Below are 18931 nucleotides of genomic sequence, written 5' to 3'. Positions count from 1 at the left end.
ATTAAGATGATTTTCTTCTGCTTAATTCGTCTCTGATCTTTGCAGCTTTTTCATAGGCCTCTTCTTCCAGAGCTGCCTTCAGTTGAACTTTAAGATCGTCGTCAGATAAAGAAGCGTAACTGCTTACGCCACTTAAAGGAACCGGAGCTATTTCCTCTTTGTTTTCTACATTTTCTAGGAAGACAAATTCATTACCTTCGATAAGGATGCCTGCCTGTGATAAAATAAATTCGTAGGTATAAATTGGGCAATTAAAACGAACAGCCAAGGCTATGGCGTCCGAGGTTCTTGCATCTACTTCAAGCGTCTTTTTTCCATCAAAACAAATAAGTTTTGCGTAGAAAATTCCATCTACCAGATTGTAAACAATAACCTCCTGAATTTGAATACTAAAAGCCTGAGCAAATGATTTGAACAGGTCATGAGTAAGGGGTCGGGTAGGGGTCATTTTCTCAATCTCAATAGCAATTGCCTGAGCTTCGAAACCACCAATAATGATCGGAAGTCGTCGGCGTCCGTTTACCTCACCCATTACCAATGCATAGGCACCCGATTGAGTTTGGCTGTATGATAATCCTACTATGTCAAGTTTTATCTTCTTCATTATTAGTAAAAAATGTCGTTTGGCTTTGTTAACCAAACGACATGCTAATATAGGATTTAGAATCGAAATCAGGGAATAAATTGTTTTAAGCCACTTCTTTAAATTTTTTAATGGCTTCGATCAATTGAGGAACCACTTCAAAAGCATCGCCAACAATTCCATAATCAGCTACCTTAAAGAACGGAGCTTCAGGGTCTTTATTGATAACCACAATTACTTTCGATGAGCTTACTCCTGCTAAATGTTGAATGGCTCCTGAAATGCCAATGGCAATATAAAGGTTGGGGCTAACGGTAATACCTGTTTGACCAACGTGTTCTGAATGGGGTCTCCAGCCGGCATCAGACACAGGCTTAGAGCAGGCTGTAGCGGCTCCTAATAAATTAGCCAATTCTTCAACCATAGCCCAGTTTTCCGGACCTTTTAAGCCACGACCAGCCGAAACAACAAGTTCCGCATCAGGTAAAGAGATCTTGTCTGATGCTCTAACAATATCCTTGATCATTACTCCGAAATCACTTTCAGCAGCAGTTGATTCAAATGCAGTAACAGTTGCCGTTTCCGGATGTTCAACCACTTTATATGAATTAGGAACCAAAGAGATGATTTTAACTTCGGAAGTTAACTCAACATGAGCAAAAGCTTTACCTGAAAAAGCATTCTTCTTAACGATAAACTTACCGCCAGTAAGCTCTGGCAATTCAACTGCGCCATCCACTAAACCGGCTTCCAGCTTAACCGCAATACGCGGAGCCAAACCTTTTCCCGAAAAGCTTGCTGCCAACACAATAATTTTTGATCCTTCCGCTTTTGCAGCCGATGAAATTATTGAAGCATAAGCCTGGTTAACAAAGCTTTTAAGCTTGTCGTTACTTACTGAAAGAACTTTTTGTGCGCCATATTTACCCAGTTCGGCCAAAGCGCTATCAGCAACATTGCCAATTGATAATGCAGTTAATGAGGTGCCTAATTGCTTTGCTATTTCTTTTGCGTATGATACTACTTCGAAGGTTGATTTTTTGAATTTGCCTTCGGCATTTTCAACATATACTAATACTGACATGGTTTTAATTAGGTTTTAGATTTTCATTGGAGAAAGGCGAATATAGGTGGCTTTTCTCTTTAGGCTCGTTTACTGAAAGTTAAATTACTTTGGCTTCTGAATGTAAGGCGTCCACCAATTTAGATACATCACCTGCGTCAATCAATTTAACCTGACCACGAGGAGCAGGGGTTTCATATGATTTCACCTCGGCAACTTTAGTAATTTCCACAGGTTCAACAATTGCTAGAGGCTTAGTACGGGCCGACATAATTCCGCGCATATTCGGAATTTTTGGTTCTGCAACACCTTCGGCACAACTGGCAATAAACGGAAGCGGAGTTTCAACAACCTCTTTTCCTCCTTCAATTTCTCGTTCCAGGGTTGCTGATGTTCCATTAAGGTCTAATTTTTTAATGATCGAAACCGATGGGATCGATAAAAATTCGCCCACCATGGCAGCAACCTGTGAACCGTTATAATCAATCGATTCACGTCCGGTTAATATAAAATCATATCCTCCGTCTTTGGCTGTATTGGCAATTTGTTTAGCAACAAAGTAGGCATCTCGTGGAGCTGCATTCACACGAATAGCATCATCTGCTCCAATAGCTAACGCTTTACGAATGGTTGGTTCAGTAGACGCGTCACCTACATTTATTACAGTAACGGTCCCTTTTCCTCCTTCACATAATTCAATGGCACGAGCCAAGGCAATTTCATCATAAGGATTAATGATGTATTGTACTCCTACAGCATTGAATTGGGTATTGTTATCGGTAAAAGCTATTTTTGTGGTGGTGTCTGGAACATTACTTATACAAACTAGAACTTTCATAATATATAATTGATTAATTGATAGAATTCAAAATGTTATGCATGCATACAAATATATAAACCAAATTGTATTTTACTAATTTTGCTGCATAGTTTTTGTAAAAATACCTAAAAGCCTTATATCTCAAAATGCAAATTTCCCGATTAGAGCAGTTACAGCAGTTTTTAGTGAATGAACCCAATGATTCATTTTTGAAATATGCTATTGCTACCGAATATTTAAAATTAAACAATAACGAACTAGCGCTTAAATATTTCACTGAGTTAGTAACTACGGATGAAAATTACGTAGGCACATATTATCATTTGGGCAAGCTTTACGAAAAACTCGATAGAAAAGACGATGCAGAAGCAACCTACAAAAAAGGATTGTTAATTGCCAGAAAAGCTGGAAACATGCACGCTGCCTCTGAGCTGCAACAAGTACTTAATGCTGTGCTAGGTTTGGATTACGAGGACGATTAATTAACTTGGCCCTTCATTTAGCTGCTACCAGTTTGACATCAAAACAATTTCTTTTTTTAAAAGATGTGTTTAAATACACCTTAACGGCTTTTGGCGGACCTCAAGCTCATGTGGCTATTATGCTCAAGGAGTTCGTTCAAAAAAGGAATTATCTGACTGAAGAAGAGTTACTTGAATTAAATGCTTTATGCCAGGTTTTGCCTGGACCGGCCTCTACGCAAACCATTACCGCTATTGGTTATAAAATAGGTGGATTATGGTTTGCAATTCTCACCTTTCTTATCTGGTTGTTACCTTCAGCTATTCTTATGGCTGTTGCCGCTATACTTTTTACGCACCTTCAAACTAAAATTGAAATTCCTAAACTGCTCAAAATTATTGAGCCTATGGCACTGGGCTTTGTATCGTATGCGGCTTATATTTTTGCTCAAAAGGTGCTTAAAAACAAGGTGACAAGTATTCTTGCTTTACTAGCCTTTACCTGCTCCTTATTGCTTAAGAATCCGTACGTATTCCCATTTATGTTTCCTGTATTGGTGTTAACAGGAGGCTTTGTAACATCAAGGATAAATGCGGATGAAGAAGAACGAGATTTAGGTGAAAAACTGGTGATAAATGTAAACAAGAAGAAAGTCGCTTACTTTTTCGGTATCCTGATCCTTTTTGCCTTATTAGGAGGAGTAATAAACCGGACTTCATTCTTTAGTTTGCCGGTTCGTTTGTTCGAGAATTTTTATCGCAACGGGGCATTGATTTTTGGAGGGGGACAGGTGCTGATACCGTATATGTATACGGAGTTTGTAGAATTGAAAAAATACCTTACCACCCAGGAGTTTCTTTCAGGTTATGCCTTACAGCAGGTTATTCCGGGACCGGTTTTTTCATTCAGTTCTTTTTTAGGGGGAATGGCAATGAAAAAGCAGGGTATTAGCGGGCAATTGCTCGGTAGTGTGGCTGCAGTTCTAGGTATAAATCTCCCTGGATTGATCCTGATCCTTTTTATTGTTCCATTTTGGAATGATCTTAAGAAAATAAGCAGGATTAAGAATTCAATGGCTGGAGTAAATGCTGTTTCGGTGGGTTTTGTGGCGGCGGCTTTCTTCCTTTTATTAAAGCCTATTGGAGTAAATTATTTTTCGGTAAGTGTAATTGTAATAACCTTTTGTTTGTTGAGATTTACTAAGATTCCGGCTGCTTTAATAATGATTACAGGGCTGGTGATAGGTTTTTTTCTTTAGAAAGTAAGAAGTAAGAAGTAAGAAGTAAGAAGTAAGAAGTAAGAAGTATTCCCCCTAAACAATAAATAAAAAACGGGCTATAATGATGGTTATAGCCCGTTTCTATTTGTATAAGTGTGATTAATTAAAATGGTGCGAAATCATCTCCGCCTTCATCAAACTCATTCATTTTTGATGGACGGATGATAAAGTTCTGAGGACGTTCATCATCAAAACCTGCCGAAGGAGCAAGGCCTGCTGCTGCATTTAAATTAGATGGATCGAATCCGCTGAAGTCAAAGTTGTCTGGTTCAAGATCCTGGTATTTAATGTATTTACCCACAAACTTTAGCGGAACATTTTCTAAGGAACCGTTACGGTGCTTGGCAATAATTACCTCAGCAACTCCGGCTGTAGATCGTCCACTTTCGTCTTGTGTAAAGCCATAATATTCAGGTCGGTAAAGGAACATTACCATGTCGGCATCCTGCTCAATTGAACCCGATTCACGCAAATCGGAAAGCATTGGTTTTTTATCACCACCACGGGTTTCCACCGCACGACTCAACTGCGATAGGGCTATAACGGGTACACTCAATTCCTTGGCTATACCTTTTAGTGCACGTGAAATTCCACTAATCTCTTGTTCACGGTTTCCTTTTGCATCACCTGAACCATGCATCAGCTGAAGGTAATCGATAACGATCATCTCTATGCCGTACTGTTGTTTCATACGACGCACTTTTGCACGCAATTCAAATACGTTTAATGCAGGGGTATCATCAATATAAATTGGAGCTTCTGAAAGTTTACCAACCTTTGAATGCAGCTGTTGCCATTCATGAGGCGCCAGATTTCCCTTTTTAAGCTTCTCTGCTTCAATTTCTGCCTCTCCGGCAATCAAACGATTCACTAACTGAACCGAAGACATCTCAAGCGAGAAAACAGCCACTGGAAAGTTAAAGCCTACAGCAGCATTTCTAACAGCACTTAAAATAAATGCGGTTTTACCCATTGCCGGACGAGCTGCAACAATTACCAAATCGGATTTCTGCCAGCCTGAAGTTACACGGTCCAAGGCTGTGAATCCTGAAGGAACACCTGTTAAACCATCGGTTTTATCCTTCAGTTTTTCAATTTCCAAAACCGCTTTTTTTACCAAGTCCGACATGTTTTCTGCGTTTCGACGTAGATTTCCTTCGGTGATCTTAAATAAACCACTTTCAGCTTTATCTAAAAGCTCGAAAATATCAGTGGTATCTTCATACGCCATATTCACCGTCTCAGTTGAGATTTGAATTAATTGGCGCTGAAGGTATTTTTGGGCAACAATACGTGCGTGAAATTCAATATTTGCAGCAGAAGCTACGCGATTTGTTAGCTCGGTAATGAAAAATGCACCGCCAACCATTTCAAGATCACCAGTTTTGCGCAATTGATTGGTTACAGTAAGAATATCAACTGGTGAAGACTCGCTGTAAAGGTCCATTACGGCTTTGAATATCTTTTGGTGGGCATCTTTATAGAAAATTTCGGGTCGAAGGAACTCAATAACGGAAGTTAAAGCGTTTTTTTCGATCATAATTGATCCTAAAACAGCTTCTTCCAGTTCAACCGCCTGTGGCTGCAACTTACCGCCAATTAATTGTGGCGATTTGCGAGCAATAGTGCGTTTATCGGATCTGGCTCTTGAATTTCCGTTATTTTCGAAATTATCTGAACTCATATGTTAGTTAGCAGGTAGTTTTTATTTTAGTCGACAAATATATTTACTTAAAGCTTAGGCTCAGTTTCAACTTATAAACAGACAAATCGCGTGTATTAAATCTACCTGAAAACTAGCGATATACGGGTTGGTAGTTATTAACATAAAATGTTGGCAACTGTAAAATCGATTAACAAATTCTTTTCCTATTCATTAAAAATCAACTTTTTAAGTAAGTTTAAAACGATGTTGATAACTATTTTTTTGTGGAAAACGTAAAATCGCGGCTAAGCGACAATATGAAAATGTTTAAAATTTAAATGACAGATTTTCAGAGATTAAAATAATTGATTTGTAGTTTTGCGTTTCTATGAGAGATTTTGGCACGCCTAAAAAGGAAAGTAACGAATTGATATTTGGCATTCGCGCTGTAATTGAGGCAATTACAGCTGGTAAAGAAATTGAAAGTCTTTTTATACAAAAAGGCCTAACCGGAAATTTATATGCTGAACTTCGTTTGGTGATAGGAGAGTACGACACACCATTCCAATTTGTTCCTATTGAAAAGTTAAATCGGCTAACTACCAAGAACCACCAGGGAGCAGTGGCGTTTATATCACCGATCAGTTATCATAAGACTGATCAGATCGTGCCCGAGATTTATGCGGCAGGTAAAACTCCCTTGCTTTTGATTTTAGATAGGGTAACTGATGTTCGAAATTTTGGAGCAATTGTTCGTACCGCTGAGTGTATGGGCGTTGATGCCGTAATTGTTCCAGCCAGGGGATCAGCTCAGGTAAATCCAGATGCTATTAAAACCTCTGCAGGTGCTTTGTTCAGGGTGCCTATTTGCAGGGAAATGAAACTGAAAGAAACTTTGGAGTACTTGAAAGACTCGGGTGTTCAATTGGTTGCTTGTACTGAAAAAACAGATAACTTGCTTGCAGATGTTGATTATACAGGGCCAACGGCAATAATTATGGGTTCCGAAGAAGACGGTATATCGCCTGAATATTTGAAGTTTTGTGATTCGAGAGCCAAAATTCCAATGTTTGGCGAAATTGCTTCACTGAATGTATCTGTGTCAGCTGGTGTGATTTTGTACGAGGCGGTGAGGCAGCGAGGCGCTTAAGCTTTATTTAAGATTTTCTACATTGATTTATATAAAAAAGCCGTTCAGTTTTTCTTGAACGGCTTTTTCTGTTTTAATAGTGGTTGTTAATGTTTCTTTTTTCCTTTGCCTCTTCTGTTTCCGTTGTCATGATTTTCTCCCTGATCATTATCATAGTTCATTTTCTTCGCCTGTCCCGGAGGAACCTTTTTATACTTTGTTTTATGATCGGAATTATACACATATACATCATCCGCGGTGTAATCAATTCGCACGCGCTCGTGATTTGTAATAATAATTGTAGAAGGTAATGTGCTTACCCTAACCCAGGCACCTGCATTAAAATATACATACTTGCCAAAAGTTACATCAAAATAAACGTTTGTTGAAGGATAGTAATAATAGTAAACACGTTGCTTTTTCTTTACTCCCCAGGCTTTTGCATGTGGAGGAGGACCTTTTTTATGATGTGATTCCTTCTCTACATATACAGTTTTGGTGCATGAAAAAAGAAAAACAGAACAAATAACTAATAGTAAGAATTTTTTCATTATATGAATTTGAGTTTGGTTTTGGCGCAAAATAGAAAGCAATTATGAAAAGAAGATGATTAATTTGATAAAAAAAAACCTGCAAATCTAACTTCCTGTTTCAGTGAAAGTTAAATTTGCAGGTCTTCTATATTTGTCTTGGAGATCTATTGGACGTATCCTAATAACTTGAGTACCTGTTTAGAGTTTTGTTCTTCTCCAAATACTTCGTAGTTAAACGTTTCATCACGGTTGCGACGAATTAAAATATGCTTAGGCGTAGGCATTAAACAATGGTGAATACCTCCGTAACCACTTAATACCTCTTGATAGGCACCGGTATGGAAGAAACCAAGGTATTGAACTTTACGTGTTTTAGGCATATACACCGAGTTCATATGCGCTTCCTGGTTATAATAATCCTGTCCGTCGCAGGTAATACCCCCTAAGTTCACACGTTCATATTCAGCATCCCAGTTATTAATTGGAAGAAGGATATACTTTTGATTTAAGGCCCAAACGTCTGGTAAGTTAGTGATAAAGCTTCCGTCGAGCATTAGCCATTTCTCACGGTCATTTTGTTGCTTACGGCCTAAAACTTTATAAATGATACCAGAAGCTTCGGCAACAGTGTATTTTCCAAATTCGGTAACAATATCCGGTACTTCAACTTCGTGCTCTGCACAAATTTCTTTAATACGGCTAATGATCTCATTGGTCATGTATTCGTAATCAAAATCAAATACCAATGAATCTTTAAATGGAAAACCACCGCCAATATCTAACATGGTAAGGGCAGGGTTTATCTTTTTGAACTTACAGTATAAAGTAACGTGCTTCTCTAATTCGTTCCAGTAATACGGAGAATCCTGAATACCAGAGTTGATGAAGAAATGCAACATTTTAATGTTAAAATTCGGGTTCTTCTCTACACGTTGGTGATAAAAGTCAATTACATCTTCGGCACGAATACCTAAGCGGCTAGTATAAAACTGCGAGTCCGGCTGCTCCTCAGTGGCAATACGGATACCCAGGTTACATTCTTCTTCCAACTCATCATCGTAAAAGAAAAACTCTTCTTTGTTATCTAGTACTGGCATGATGTTTTTGAAACCATCATGGATCATATCGCAGATATATTGTTTGTACTGCGATGTTTTATAGCCGTTACAGATTACATAAACATCTTTGCTAACTATACCTCTTTTTTCCAAAGAATCAATCATTGGCATGTCAAATGCCGAAGAAGTTTCAAGGTGAATGTCATTTTTGAGGGCTTCCTCAACCACATGGCGGAAGTGCGAACTCTTAGTACAGTAGCAATAAATATATTTACCTCTGTAATTATTGTTAATGATCGCCTTTTGAAATAATAGTTTGGCTTGTTGAATTTTCTTTGAAATTAACGGAACGTACGTAAAGCGCAAGGGAGTGCCATACGTTTCAATTAGTTCCATAAGGTTGATATCATTGAAGAATAGTTCATCCTCAATAACGTCAAATCCGTCTTGGGGAAAACCAACACTTAAGTCAAGAAATTCCTGGTAGCTTTGCATCTATTTTAATTTTTTGCAAAAATGTAATTTTTGAAGTAAAAAAATTAAGTAAAAGTCAGTTTTTTTTTACTTCGGGACATTTTCAAAAAAAACTGACTTTTTTATCAAAAATTAAAATTTGTATTTAACTGTAATTCAGTATAGTTAGATGCGTTAAATAGAAAAAGTAAATTTCTCAAAAAGAATTCAAAAACTGCTTGGTTTTACAGAGCTAAATGAACTTCGGCTATCATACATCTTGCACTGCCTCCTCCGTTGGCTTCAATTGTGTCAATTGGAGCATAAACAATCTTGCTGTATCTGCTCAATTTTTCAATTTGTGATGCAGCCAATGATTTGTAAGCTTGCTCCGACATTACCAAGAGACTTTCACCGGCTTCGTTTTTAAGTTCGAGCATATTACCGGCAAATTCATTCATCTGTTCAAGCGTTATTTCAATGATCTCTTTTCCCGAAGCATTCAATGAATTGGCCACCATTTCACGTTCATCATCATCCGGAATAGAGTTTAAACAAACCACTGCATAACCGGTTCCTATGCACATCATTACGTTGGTGTGATAGATAGCTTTTCCTGATTTATCAATAGCGTCAAAAGCAACATATTCGTAGCCTAGTTGTTTGCAGAAATCTTCCAGCACACTTATTTCAGTCCGTGGAGATAAACAAGCGTAAGCCACCTTATCAACGCGATCGAGTACCATGCTTCCTGTTCCTTCTAAAAACAGTTGATCTGATTCATAATGACTAAAGTCTATAGTTCTTCTAACCTCAAATCCTTTTACTTTTAATAATTCAGGAATATCAGTTCTGCGTTCCAACCGGCGGTTTTCGGCCTGCATCGGGTATAAACAAATGGTACCGTCGTTATGAAAAGAGATCCAGTTATTAGGAAAAATAGAATCGGGAGTATGTGGGGTATCCGTGTCTTCAACTACGGTAACGTCCACTCCGTTTTCAGTTAAAACATCAACAAAGTTGTCGAACTCCCGCAGCGCTTTTTCCTGGGTGTCTTCCGCTTGCGCATTTGGGTTTTGAAAGGCATTATTCACTGCTGTTTCGGCATTAAAACCAAAACGTACCGGGCGAATCATTAGAATATGATTGGTGGTTTGCATTTTTAGATGATATTTTGATTGAAATTAAGATGGAGAATTGAGTTGCTTTCGACAATTCCCCATCTTAATTGATTAAACGTTTTCTCTTAAGATTGGCATACTCATGCAGTGGAAGCCTCCTCTTGCACGAGATAGTTCAGCAGAAGGCATTAAAATGATGGTGTCAGTAATTGTTTCGGTATCAATCTCGCCACTTTCCAGCTTTTGAACCAGATCATGCGCATGAATAGCCGAAAATCCATTTTCCTTAAAGGCTTCTACCGTTTTGTCGTTTCGGTCATAACCTAACACAACACCTTCCTTGATACACACTAAGTTACATGAATCTGTCCACTGTTCGCGTGCATCATATGGAAATTTATTGTTACCTGAGTAAATGAATTTGGTTTCTTCTGTACTTCCAAGATCATTTCGGCTGATATCATCCAGGAGGTCTTCCAGGTATTCGAAATAGGTAGGTTCTAAAGGATTTTCGATCTTAAACTGAATGATCTGCGTTTTGTCTTCCTTACGGATGTCTTTCATCTCTTCAATGATCTCTGTAACTCTAACATTGATCGCATCCGATTTTCGGCCTAGTGAACCCAGCATTACCCAAACGTTTCTCTTAACTTGTGTGAATACTGTGTCGATATGCATGAAATCACGTTTCTTCGGAATTTTAACCACAGTTACCTTTTTAACCACTTCTTTTTTGAAAAGGGTTTTAACTACCTGGTTACAAGCATATAATGTAGTACGCTCGCTGCAGCCAATCACTAAGTGATCTTTGCTCACCACCATCACATCACCACCTTCTAATGTTATTTTACGATCCTGGTTTTCTTCATCAGGTAATAAGAAATGATGAACATGTTCGGGAATTTCGATGATATTATTACGGTAATCCGCGAAGACCTCGTGATTAAAGAAGATATATTTTGATAAAACTGATTCACGGGCACGGGCCTGTTTGGCGGCTTTATTCAATAGGATGAAATTATTGATAGTAATTCCAATATCGCGGGTAAAGATAAAGTTCGGGATAGGGGCGAAGATCATGCGTTCTTCGTCAATTGAACCACAAATAAGAGTTTTTGCTAATTGGTCTTCCGGTAAAGCAATAAGTTCATTTTGCAACTCGTAAGTGCAATTTTCTATGGCACATACCGAAGCTACAATTTTTAGCTTAATGTCTTTGTTTTTGAGAATATCTTTCAACAGAACCTGCAGTTCAATTACTTTGTCGGAGTTGTGAAAGTCTGCACTGTCGGGTTTAAAAAAGCTACGGTTTGATGACTCTGCATCAATATGGGCAAGTTTTCCTTTGATCTTTCCTGGATCAAGGAAATAAAGCAAAATTTTAACGTAATAATCGTACTCTTTTCGGCGGATGGTATCAAGGTGTACAATATCCTCGAATAACCAATCTTGTGCTTTTGATGGTACAACTTTACCCAGTCCGCTATCCGGACTATGGATCAACAAACGGCGAAGGGTGCCAATTTCAGAGGTTACATTTACTTTGTTTTCTACATTATTAAACGACATAAAAGTTTAGTTTGGAATACAAATCTAAATCAAAAAAGCACATAAAAAAGCCATTGTGAGTCTGTGAGGGGCATTTTTGATTTGTTTTAATTGTGTATTTGGTCTGTTTTGTGAGTTTAAATCATTTAAACTCTGTTTTCATGAATGGAATGCTGAACAAAAAAAGTTAAAAAAATCTTGTACTAAGTTTATAATGGGTAATTATGGATGCAGAATCAAGTAATTAAGGCCAAGGTTTATTATAAATCAGCTAACTAAAATTTGCGCAGATTTGATATTTTTGGCCCATGGAATTTATTATTCAAAAAACGTTAGAAGCTGTTCAAACACTCTACAATCAAACCTTAACTTCTTCTGACATCACTCTACAAGAAACACGTAAAGAATTTGAAGGCGACGTAACTGTTGTTGTATTTCCTTTTACTCGTTTTTCTAAAAAATCTCCTGATGTTACCGCCCAGGAAATTGGTGAATTTTTAAAACAGAATGTTACTGAAATAGCCGATTTTAATGTAATAAAAGGCTTTTTAAATATTGTTATTGATGATTCTTACTGGATCAATCGATATAAAACCAATGCCTCAACTTCCAACTTTGGTTTTGCTCCGTCAAACGGAAAAAAAGTAATGGTTGAGTATTCATCGCCAAATACTAATAAACCTTTGCACCTTGGTCATGTTCGTAATAATCTTTTGGGTTATTCAGTGGCACAAATTATTGGTGCTGCAGGTTATGAGGTAATTAAAACTAACCTGGTGAACGATAGGGGTATTCATATTTGTAAATCAATGCTGGCTTGGCAAAAGTTTGGTAACGGAGAAACTCCTGAGTCAAGCGGGTTAAAAGGTGATCATTTGGTTGGGAAGTATTATGTGATTTTCGACAAAGAATACAAGAAACAGATTGATGAATTAAAAGCTCAGGGCTTAGCTGAAGATGAAGCTAAAAAACAAGCTCCTTTAATCATTGAATCACAGCAAATGCTGCAGAAATGGGAGGAAGGAGATACAGCGGTTATTGAGCTTTGGAAAATGATGAACAGCTGGGTTTATGCAGGTTTTAATGTTACCTACAATAACTTGGGTGTTAATTTCGATAAATACTATTACGAGTCGAATACCTATTTGTTAGGTAAAGATATTATCGAGGAAGGTCTTGCCAAGGGAGTGTTTTTCCGTAAACCAGATAGTTCAGTTTGGATCGATCTGACTGCGGACGGTTTGGATGAGAAACTTGTTTTACGTTCAGACGGAACATCAGTTTATATAACCCAGGACTTAGGAACCGCTGAATTGAAGCACGATGATTTCCAGATGGATAAATCGGTTTATGTGGTAGGTAATGAACAAGATTATCATTTTAAAGTCTTGTTTTTGATTCTGGATAAATTGGGAAAAAGCTGGGCAAAAGGGCTTTATCACTTATCGTACGGAATGGTTGATTTGCCAAGCGGTAAAATGAAATCGCGTGAAGGAACAGTTGTTGATGCTGATGATTTGCTTGATGAAATGATCGATACTGCTCGTCAGCATACAGAAGATTTGGGTAAAGTGGATGATTTTACGGAAGAAGAGAAAATAGAGCTGTTCCGTAAAATTGGCTTAGGTGCATTAAAGTATCATTTGCTAAAAGTCGATCCTAAAAAACGTTTGATGTTCGACCCGAATGAGTCCATTGATTTCCAGGGACACACAGGTCCGTTTATTCAATACACTTATGCTCGTATTAAATCAGTAATTCGTAAAAGTGAGCAGGCCGATTTTGCAGGAATTGTTCCCGAAACCATCAATAAAGATGAGCGCGAACTAATTCAACAATTAGATAAGTTCCCAACTATTATTGCTGACGCAGCCGAGAATTATAACCCGGCATCTGTAGCTAATTATTTATATGAACTGGCTAAAGGTTATAATAAATTCTATCACGATAATCCGATATTGAAAAATGAAGATGAGGAACTGAAGAAATTCCGTTTGGCCTTATCGTCATTAACAGCTGATGTACTTAACCGCGGAACTTCTTTGTTAGGAATTGAGGTTCCTGAACGAATGTAGTTTTCAATTGAGATATTCTTCAACACCGATTCGTCTTTAAGATGGATCGGTGTTTTTTGTTTTAAGTACTAATCTTAATCATTATGTTAGTAACCTGAAACAATAATACATATTGCTGCGTAAAATGAATTTTGGCTGTAATTTTTCTACTTATGATTGAAGCATTAATTTTTATCCTTCTCCTGGTTATTTTGGTTGTGGTAATACAGCAAAAGAACGATTTAAATCAAAAATCAACTTACTTAAGCTATAAAATTGATCAGCTTACAGAGCTAATCAATAGTCAATCTGTTAAAGTTGAACCTAAAGGAGAACAGTCTACCCAAACTGCAATAGATGTACAGCCTAATGTGATTAGTTCAGTTGTTAAGCCGGAAGTTGAACCCTCACCTGAAAAGGATGAAATCTATGCTGAGCGATTATTTTTCCCTGAAGAAAGTGATCATTTAACATTATCTGATTCAGGAATTTCTGCTTACGAACCGGAACAATCAATACCTTCATTTGCCGAGGCATCAGCAGCTCTTAGAAACCAATCTGAAGAAATTCCCACTAAAAAATCATTCCTTGAACGTAATCCGGATTTGGAAAAATACATTGGAGAAAACCTCTTTAATAAAATTGGGATTGCAATTTTGGTATTAGGGATGGGCTTTTTCCTTAAATACGCTATCGACAAAAACTGGATCAACGAAATAGGCAGAACCTTTATTGGTATTGTAACCGGCGGAGCGTTAATTACAATCGCTCACCGAATGCGTAAATCATTTGCTGCGTTCAGTTCGGTTTTAGTTGGTGGTGGCATTGCCATACTTTATTTTACTATTACCATAGCCTTTCAGCAATATCAGCTTTTCAGCCAAACAATTGCATTTTTAATAATGGTATTGATAACCGGTTTTGCCGTGTTATTATCTATAAGTTATGATAGAAAAGAGTTGGCTATCCTGGCCATTTTAGGCGGCTTTACTTCACCATTAATGATTAGCACCGGTGAAGGGAATTATGTTGTACTGTTCTCCTATATCCTGATTTTAAACATCGGTATGCTGGTGCTGGCTTACTTTAAAAAATGGAATATTTTGAACATCATTTGCTATGCCTTTACGATAATAATGTTTGGGGCATGGCTCTCAACTAAAGTAATTATGGTTGGTAGTGATGCTGAAAATGTTCCTTATGTCGGCGCTCTACTATTTGCTACGCTATTCTATTTTGTTTTCTTTTTAATGAACATAATCAACAATATCAAAGAGAAAACTAGATTTAATGCAGCCGAAATAAGTATTTTATTAAGTAATACCTTCTTTTATTTTTCTGCCGGGATACTGGTGCTTAACAGTATGCAAGCAGAAGTCTATCAAGGTCTGTTTACAGCATTATTAGCCGTATTTAATCTAGTATTTGCATATGTATTGTATAAAAATGAGCGGGTTGATAAGAACTTGATTTACCTGTTGATTGGCTTAGTGTTAACATTCTGCAGTTTAGTTGCGCCAATACAGTTGCATGGTAACTACATTACTCTATTCTGGGCAGCAGAGGCAGTTTTATTACTCTGGTTATCACAAAAATCGGGCATTGTGTATATAAGAGTTGCATCCGTAATTGTTATGACACTAATGTTTATCAGCTTAGCAATGGATTGGATCGCTATTTACAATACAGGCGCGATCTATCAAACCACCCTTAAGTTTTTAAGGCCGTTTAGCAACAGTGGTTTTATTACCGGTGTGGCTGCAATTGTTTCAGTTTACACAACCCTTAAGCTGTTAAAAAATGATGAATCAGAAAGTCATTTAGTAGATGGTATTAAGGTTGAATCTTACAAAACTGCATTATCGGTAATTTCAGTTATACTGATCTATGTATTATTCCGATTGGAGATCAACTATCAGGCTGCTTATTATTTTAATGAAGAGTTGTTTATAATAGTAGGTTGCTACAACTATATGTTCATTGCCATCCTTTTGTATCTTTCAGTAAGAGCAAAAGAAAAGATTTCTCTTTTTGCTAAGCAATTTTTAGGTGCAGTAGGATTAATTAACCTGATAGCATACCCTGTTTTTTATAATAATCAGCTTATTTTACTTCGCTTGCAAAACATGATCAATGGTTTTTCTACGTTCGATGTCTTATTGCAAATCGTGTTAGTGGTTTTGTTCTTTGTTACTCTATTTCAGGTTTACAGACTTGTTAAAGTGCTTTCAAATGAAAATTTGTTGCGTATTTTTCAGTGGTTTGCCGCTGTGTGTATGGTGTTCATTTTAAGCTCTGAACTTGATCATATTGGGGCTGCGGTATACGGAAATCCTGAAACCTATGCGGATATCCTAACTGAAGTAACTCATAAAACAGGCTATGCGATTTTGTGGGGAGTTTTTGCGTTTATCCTTATCCACTTAGGAATGCATTGGAAGTCTAAAAATGTACGTATTATCTCTCTTTCGGTATTCGCGGTTACATTAATTAAGCTTTTTGTTTTTGATTTAAGAGGATTATCTGAAGGCGGTAAAATCGCAGCTTTTCTTTCGCTGGGAGCTTTACTACTTGTAATATCTTTTATGTATCAACGATTAAAACGGATCCTTCTATCAGATGCATCGCAGGAAAATACGAATGATGATAATGGGGAAATTCAAATTGAATCTTAGCCAATTTATATTGATGAATAGGAGCTATTTACTTTTTCTTTTTTGCTTCATGTGTTCAACGACATCCAATGCTCAATCTTTTGAGTGGAAAGGTTCTTTGAATACAGTTGATAAAAATGGGTTTTACGACATAGTACTTTTGCCTGAGATCATTGCCAAACTAAAGAGCCCTGATCTTTTCGACATACGATTAACAGAAGGAGAGAAGGACGTATCTTATATTTTGCGCACTAAACCATTAGCATACGACGAAACTAAACTCACTCCGTTTACTATTATTCAAAAAATAGAAACTTCCAAGCAGTTTACATCGGTAATATTTGCCAATGAAAATGCCGCTAAGCTAAATGAATTTAGCATGGTAGTAAACAATACTGCAGTACAGAAAGTCGCATCTATAAGTGGGAGTAATGATAACGCACAATGGTATGTAGTAAACAATTCAATAAGTTTGGATCCGTTTGAGGCTTCTTCTTCTAAATCAGGTACAGAATTAATTTATACGATCACGGTTCCAACCACTAATTATAAGTTTTATAAATTGGAGATCAATGATTCATTAAGTGCTCCATTGTTTATTAAAAATGTTGGAAAATTTAATACTTCGTTGATCAATAATTCGGATTATGATCAGGTTCCATCTCCGGTAATTACCAAAGTAAAGAGCTCAAACAGTCATCAAACGGTTCTACAGCTAACGTTTAAAGAGCCATTTCTTATAAGAAAGTTGTTATTTGATGTTAAGTCGCCTAAGTTTTTTAAAAGAGAAGCTTTTCTGGCATTAAAAAATGAAAAAACTCCTCGGTATAAAAAGCAATCAGCCATTCAATACATCCCTATAAGTTCATTTTCTTTAGTTTCAGGTGGAATGCAAGAAGTTACTTTGGATAATCCTGTTAAAGAAAGCACGGTGTATTTGGTTGTTGAAAATGAAGATAATCAGCCTTTAGTTTTTAAACAGATAGAAGCATTTCAACAGCGATATTATCTAACTGCTTACCTGGAGAAGGATAAAATTTATAGCTTGAACTTTGGGAATGCCACCATCATTTCATCGCCTCAATATGATCTTAGCTATTTTACAGATAAAATCAACGGTAATCTACCGGTATTGAAGGTAGGTGAAATTAAGTCGGTTGAAAAACTAACCGAATCATCAACTTCTGTGTTCTTTGGTAGTAAAAATTGGATCTGGACCGGCTTGATTGTATTGGTAGGAACCTTGCTCTTGATTTCTTTTAAAATGATTGGGGAAATGAAGGGTAAATAAAAATCGGCTTAAAGTTTCCTCTAAGCCGATCAATCTAATGAAATATAATGAAAAGTTAAATTGACGAAAGGAGACGATTGGGAGTGGAAGTATTTTCATTTAGTTCTGCTTCCAGTTCACTTACAAATTGATCAATCTGTTCCTGTGTAACACCCGGCATACATATAACGTGACTTTTGCCATTTTCTGTTGCTATTTGCCATTTCTGACGCAACTTGTAAGATGGTTGTGGAAATACCACTGTAAGCGCATCAGGATTTCTCCAAGCCTTTACACCAATTGAGTTTAATTTTTCAACTGTATAGTTAGCCATTGCTAAAGCTGCTAATGCACGTTGGATCAATCCATTTTTACCCATTTTTTTAATGGCATACCACATAAAAATAGGGCTGTGGCCGTTACGGCTACCGGTAATGGTAGTATCAACTGTACCTATGTAAGGTATGGAACGACCAATACGTTCTTTATAATTTTTTTTCACCAGCACTAATCCACAAGGTATAGGAGAACCAATAAATTTGTGACCGCTGATGGCAATACTATCGGCACCGTAGGTAAAATCGAATCCAGGATTTAATTTTAATAAAGCGCTATAGGTACCTGACAATGCAGCATCACAATGGATGTAAGAGTTTTTGATGGCCAGGTCTCTGAATATCTTTTGAATTTGTCCCAGATCATCTTTCGCCTCGGTCATGGTAGTTCCAATATTGGCTAACATAATAACCGGTTGATCGCGGTGCATTTGCAACATCTGGCGTAGGTCGTCATAGTCCATTTCACCGTTTTCCTGCGTACGAATAACAATACTTCTCAGGTTTAATAGTTGAATGTTCTTTTGAACACTATAATGGGTTGATTCTGAATAATAAACGATTCCGGTTGGATATAACTCACGGGCAACATATAAACCATAAAGATTACCCTCTGAACCACCATTCGTAACATAACCCCACCAATTGTTTTCAGGGGCTTTAAATAATTCGGCAAAAAAAGCAAGTACCTCTTGTTCAAGTGAACGTGAGTTTAAATCATAAGTCGATTCAACCTGTGGGTCGCCAACATTATTTAAAGGTAGTTCTAAAAGAGGGTACAGTTCTGAATAATCAAAATCCCGGGCAATTGGATAACCAATAAAGTATTTACTTCTTTCAGTAGCTTTCTGCATGTACTCATGCAAATGGGTGCGATCAGATTGGTTTAAGTGATTCATCGTTTAGTAGGTTAATCTTCTGCAA

Annotated in this window: 15 protein-coding genes; 6 read left to right on the top strand and 9 right to left on the bottom strand. The window is 37.2% G+C overall.

Going from position 1 to position 18931, the window contains the following annotated elements; genetic code table 11:
* Position 1 precedes the first annotated feature (1 nt).
* The 3 genes from C3K47_RS06630 to C3K47_RS06620 all read right to left on the bottom strand — a co-directional run bounded on the left by C3K47_RS06630 (position 2) and on the right by C3K47_RS06620 (position 2484).
* A complete protein-coding gene (locus C3K47_RS06630; RefSeq protein WP_103788339.1) occupies positions 2-604 on the bottom strand; it encodes a bifunctional nuclease family protein in 603 nt (200 codons plus the stop codon).
* An 85-nt stretch (positions 605-689) separates the two neighbouring features.
* Positions 690-1667 (bottom strand): electron transfer flavoprotein subunit alpha/FixB family protein, encoded by a 978-nt coding sequence (locus C3K47_RS06625; protein WP_103788338.1) that lies wholly within the window; start codon positions 1665-1667, stop codon positions 690-692.
* A gap of 79 nt (positions 1668-1746) precedes the next feature.
* Entirely contained in the window at positions 1747-2484 is a 738-nt protein-coding gene (locus C3K47_RS06620) for an electron transfer flavoprotein subunit beta/FixA family protein (protein WP_103788337.1), read from the bottom strand.
* Positions 2485-2612: 128 nt separating this feature from the next.
* Between C3K47_RS06620 and C3K47_RS06615 the strand changes: the two genes are divergently transcribed.
* Both C3K47_RS06615 and chrA read left to right on the top strand, forming a co-directional pair.
* Complete coding sequence (locus C3K47_RS06615) at positions 2613-2948, top strand: hypothetical protein (RefSeq protein ID WP_103788336.1); 336 nt, start codon at positions 2613-2615, stop codon at positions 2946-2948.
* A gap of 32 nt (positions 2949-2980) precedes the next feature.
* On the top strand, positions 2981-4186 hold the full coding sequence (chrA, locus tag C3K47_RS06610) for a chromate efflux transporter (protein ID WP_103788504.1): 1206 nt from the start codon (positions 2981-2983) through the stop codon (positions 4184-4186).
* A 124-nt stretch (positions 4187-4310) separates the two neighbouring features.
* Here the strand turns inward: chrA and dnaB are convergent, their stop codons facing one another.
* On the bottom strand, positions 4311-5891 hold the full coding sequence (gene dnaB / locus C3K47_RS06605) for a replicative DNA helicase (RefSeq protein WP_103788335.1): 1581 nt from the start codon (positions 5889-5891) through the stop codon (positions 4311-4313).
* A 349-nt stretch (positions 5892-6240) separates the two neighbouring features.
* Between dnaB and rlmB the strand changes: the two genes are divergently transcribed.
* Positions 6241-7002 carry a 23S rRNA (guanosine(2251)-2'-O)-methyltransferase RlmB gene (rlmB, locus tag C3K47_RS06600; RefSeq protein ID WP_103788334.1) on the top strand — a complete coding sequence of 254 codons (762 nt, stop codon included), beginning with the start codon at positions 6241-6243 and terminating at the stop codon, positions 7000-7002.
* 86 nt (positions 7003-7088) lie between these two features.
* Here the strand turns inward: rlmB and C3K47_RS06595 are convergent, their stop codons facing one another.
* The 4 genes from C3K47_RS06595 to C3K47_RS06580 all read right to left on the bottom strand — a co-directional run bounded on the left by C3K47_RS06595 (position 7089) and on the right by C3K47_RS06580 (position 11715).
* Entirely contained in the window at positions 7089-7532 is a 444-nt protein-coding gene (locus C3K47_RS06595; RefSeq protein WP_103788333.1) for a hypothetical protein, read from the bottom strand.
* A gap of 146 nt (positions 7533-7678) precedes the next feature.
* Positions 7679-9067, bottom strand: a complete 1389-nt coding sequence (locus C3K47_RS06590) for a type III PLP-dependent enzyme domain-containing protein (RefSeq protein ID WP_103788332.1) — start codon at positions 9065-9067, stop codon at positions 7679-7681.
* 203 nt (positions 9068-9270) lie between these two features.
* Positions 9271-10185 (bottom strand): citrulline utilization hydrolase CtlX, encoded by a 915-nt coding sequence (gene ctlX, locus C3K47_RS06585; RefSeq protein ID WP_103788331.1) that lies wholly within the window; start codon positions 10183-10185, stop codon positions 9271-9273.
* A gap of 72 nt (positions 10186-10257) precedes the next feature.
* Positions 10258-11715 (bottom strand): arginine deiminase family protein, encoded by a 1458-nt coding sequence (locus C3K47_RS06580; protein ID WP_103788330.1) that lies wholly within the window; start codon positions 11713-11715, stop codon positions 10258-10260.
* A 287-nt stretch (positions 11716-12002) separates the two neighbouring features.
* On the opposite strand from C3K47_RS06580, the gene argS reads away from it, so the two are divergent.
* The 3 genes from argS (at position 12003) to C3K47_RS06565 (ending at position 17693) form a co-directional block, all read left to right on the top strand.
* On the top strand, positions 12003-13769 hold the full coding sequence (gene argS / locus C3K47_RS06575) for an arginine--tRNA ligase (RefSeq protein WP_103788329.1): 1767 nt from the start codon (positions 12003-12005) through the stop codon (positions 13767-13769).
* Positions 13770-13921: 152 nt separating this feature from the next.
* Positions 13922-16423, top strand: a complete 2502-nt coding sequence (locus tag C3K47_RS06570; protein ID WP_103788328.1) for a DUF2339 domain-containing protein — start codon at positions 13922-13924, stop codon at positions 16421-16423.
* Positions 16424-16472: 49 nt separating this feature from the next.
* Positions 16473-17693 carry a hypothetical protein gene (locus C3K47_RS06565; RefSeq protein ID WP_103788327.1) on the top strand — a complete coding sequence of 407 codons (1221 nt, stop codon included), beginning with the start codon at positions 16473-16475 and terminating at the stop codon, positions 17691-17693.
* A gap of 55 nt (positions 17694-17748) precedes the next feature.
* Here the strand turns inward: C3K47_RS06565 and C3K47_RS06560 are convergent, their stop codons facing one another.
* Positions 17749-18906 (bottom strand): histidine decarboxylase, encoded by a 1158-nt coding sequence (locus C3K47_RS06560; protein ID WP_103788326.1) that lies wholly within the window; start codon positions 18904-18906, stop codon positions 17749-17751.
* Positions 18907-18931: the final 25 nt, after the last annotated feature.

The sequence above is a fragment of the Solitalea longa genome (genome assembly GCF_002920915.1).
Lineage (GTDB): Bacteria > Bacteroidota > Bacteroidia > Sphingobacteriales > Sphingobacteriaceae > Solitalea > Solitalea longa.
This window is presented reverse-complemented; position numbering and strand designations above follow the sequence as displayed.

What these genes read in the sequence shown, in the direction of transcription:
- C3K47_RS06630 (WP_103788339.1), bottom strand. Translation starts at nt 604, where the DNA reads ATGAAGAAGATAAAACTTGACATAGTAGGATTATCATACAGCCAAACT.
- C3K47_RS06625 (WP_103788338.1), bottom strand. Translation starts at nt 1,667, where the DNA reads ATGTCAGTATTAGTATATGTTGAAAATGCCGAAGGCAAATTCAAAAAA.
- C3K47_RS06620 (WP_103788337.1), bottom strand. Translation starts at nt 2,484, where the DNA reads ATGAAAGTTCTAGTTTGTATAAGTAATGTTCCAGACACCACCACAAAA.
- C3K47_RS06615 (WP_103788336.1), top strand. Translation starts at nt 2,613, where the DNA reads ATGCAAATTTCCCGATTAGAGCAGTTACAGCAGTTTTTAGTGAATGAA.
- dnaB (WP_103788335.1), bottom strand. Translation starts at nt 5,891, where the DNA reads ATGAGTTCAGATAATTTCGAAAATAACGGAAATTCAAGAGCCAGATCC.
- rlmB (WP_103788334.1), top strand. Translation starts at nt 6,241, where the DNA reads ATGAGAGATTTTGGCACGCCTAAAAAGGAAAGTAACGAATTGATATTT.
- C3K47_RS06595 (WP_103788333.1), bottom strand. Translation starts at nt 7,532, where the DNA reads ATGAAAAAATTCTTACTATTAGTTATTTGTTCTGTTTTTCTTTTTTCA.
- C3K47_RS06590 (WP_103788332.1), bottom strand. Translation starts at nt 9,067, where the DNA reads ATGCAAAGCTACCAGGAATTTCTTGACTTAAGTGTTGGTTTTCCCCAA.
- ctlX (WP_103788331.1), bottom strand. Translation starts at nt 10,185, where the DNA reads ATGCAAACCACCAATCATATTCTAATGATTCGCCCGGTACGTTTTGGT.
- C3K47_RS06580 (WP_103788330.1), bottom strand. Translation starts at nt 11,715, where the DNA reads ATGTCGTTTAATAATGTAGAAAACAAAGTAAATGTAACCTCTGAAATT.
- argS (WP_103788329.1), top strand. Translation starts at nt 12,003, where the DNA reads ATGGAATTTATTATTCAAAAAACGTTAGAAGCTGTTCAAACACTCTAC.
- C3K47_RS06570 (WP_103788328.1), top strand. Translation starts at nt 13,922, where the DNA reads ATGATTGAAGCATTAATTTTTATCCTTCTCCTGGTTATTTTGGTTGTG.
- C3K47_RS06565 (WP_103788327.1), top strand. Translation starts at nt 16,473, where the DNA reads ATGTGTTCAACGACATCCAATGCTCAATCTTTTGAGTGGAAAGGTTCT.
- C3K47_RS06560 (WP_103788326.1), bottom strand. Translation starts at nt 18,906, where the DNA reads ATGAATCACTTAAACCAATCTGATCGCACCCATTTGCATGAGTACATG.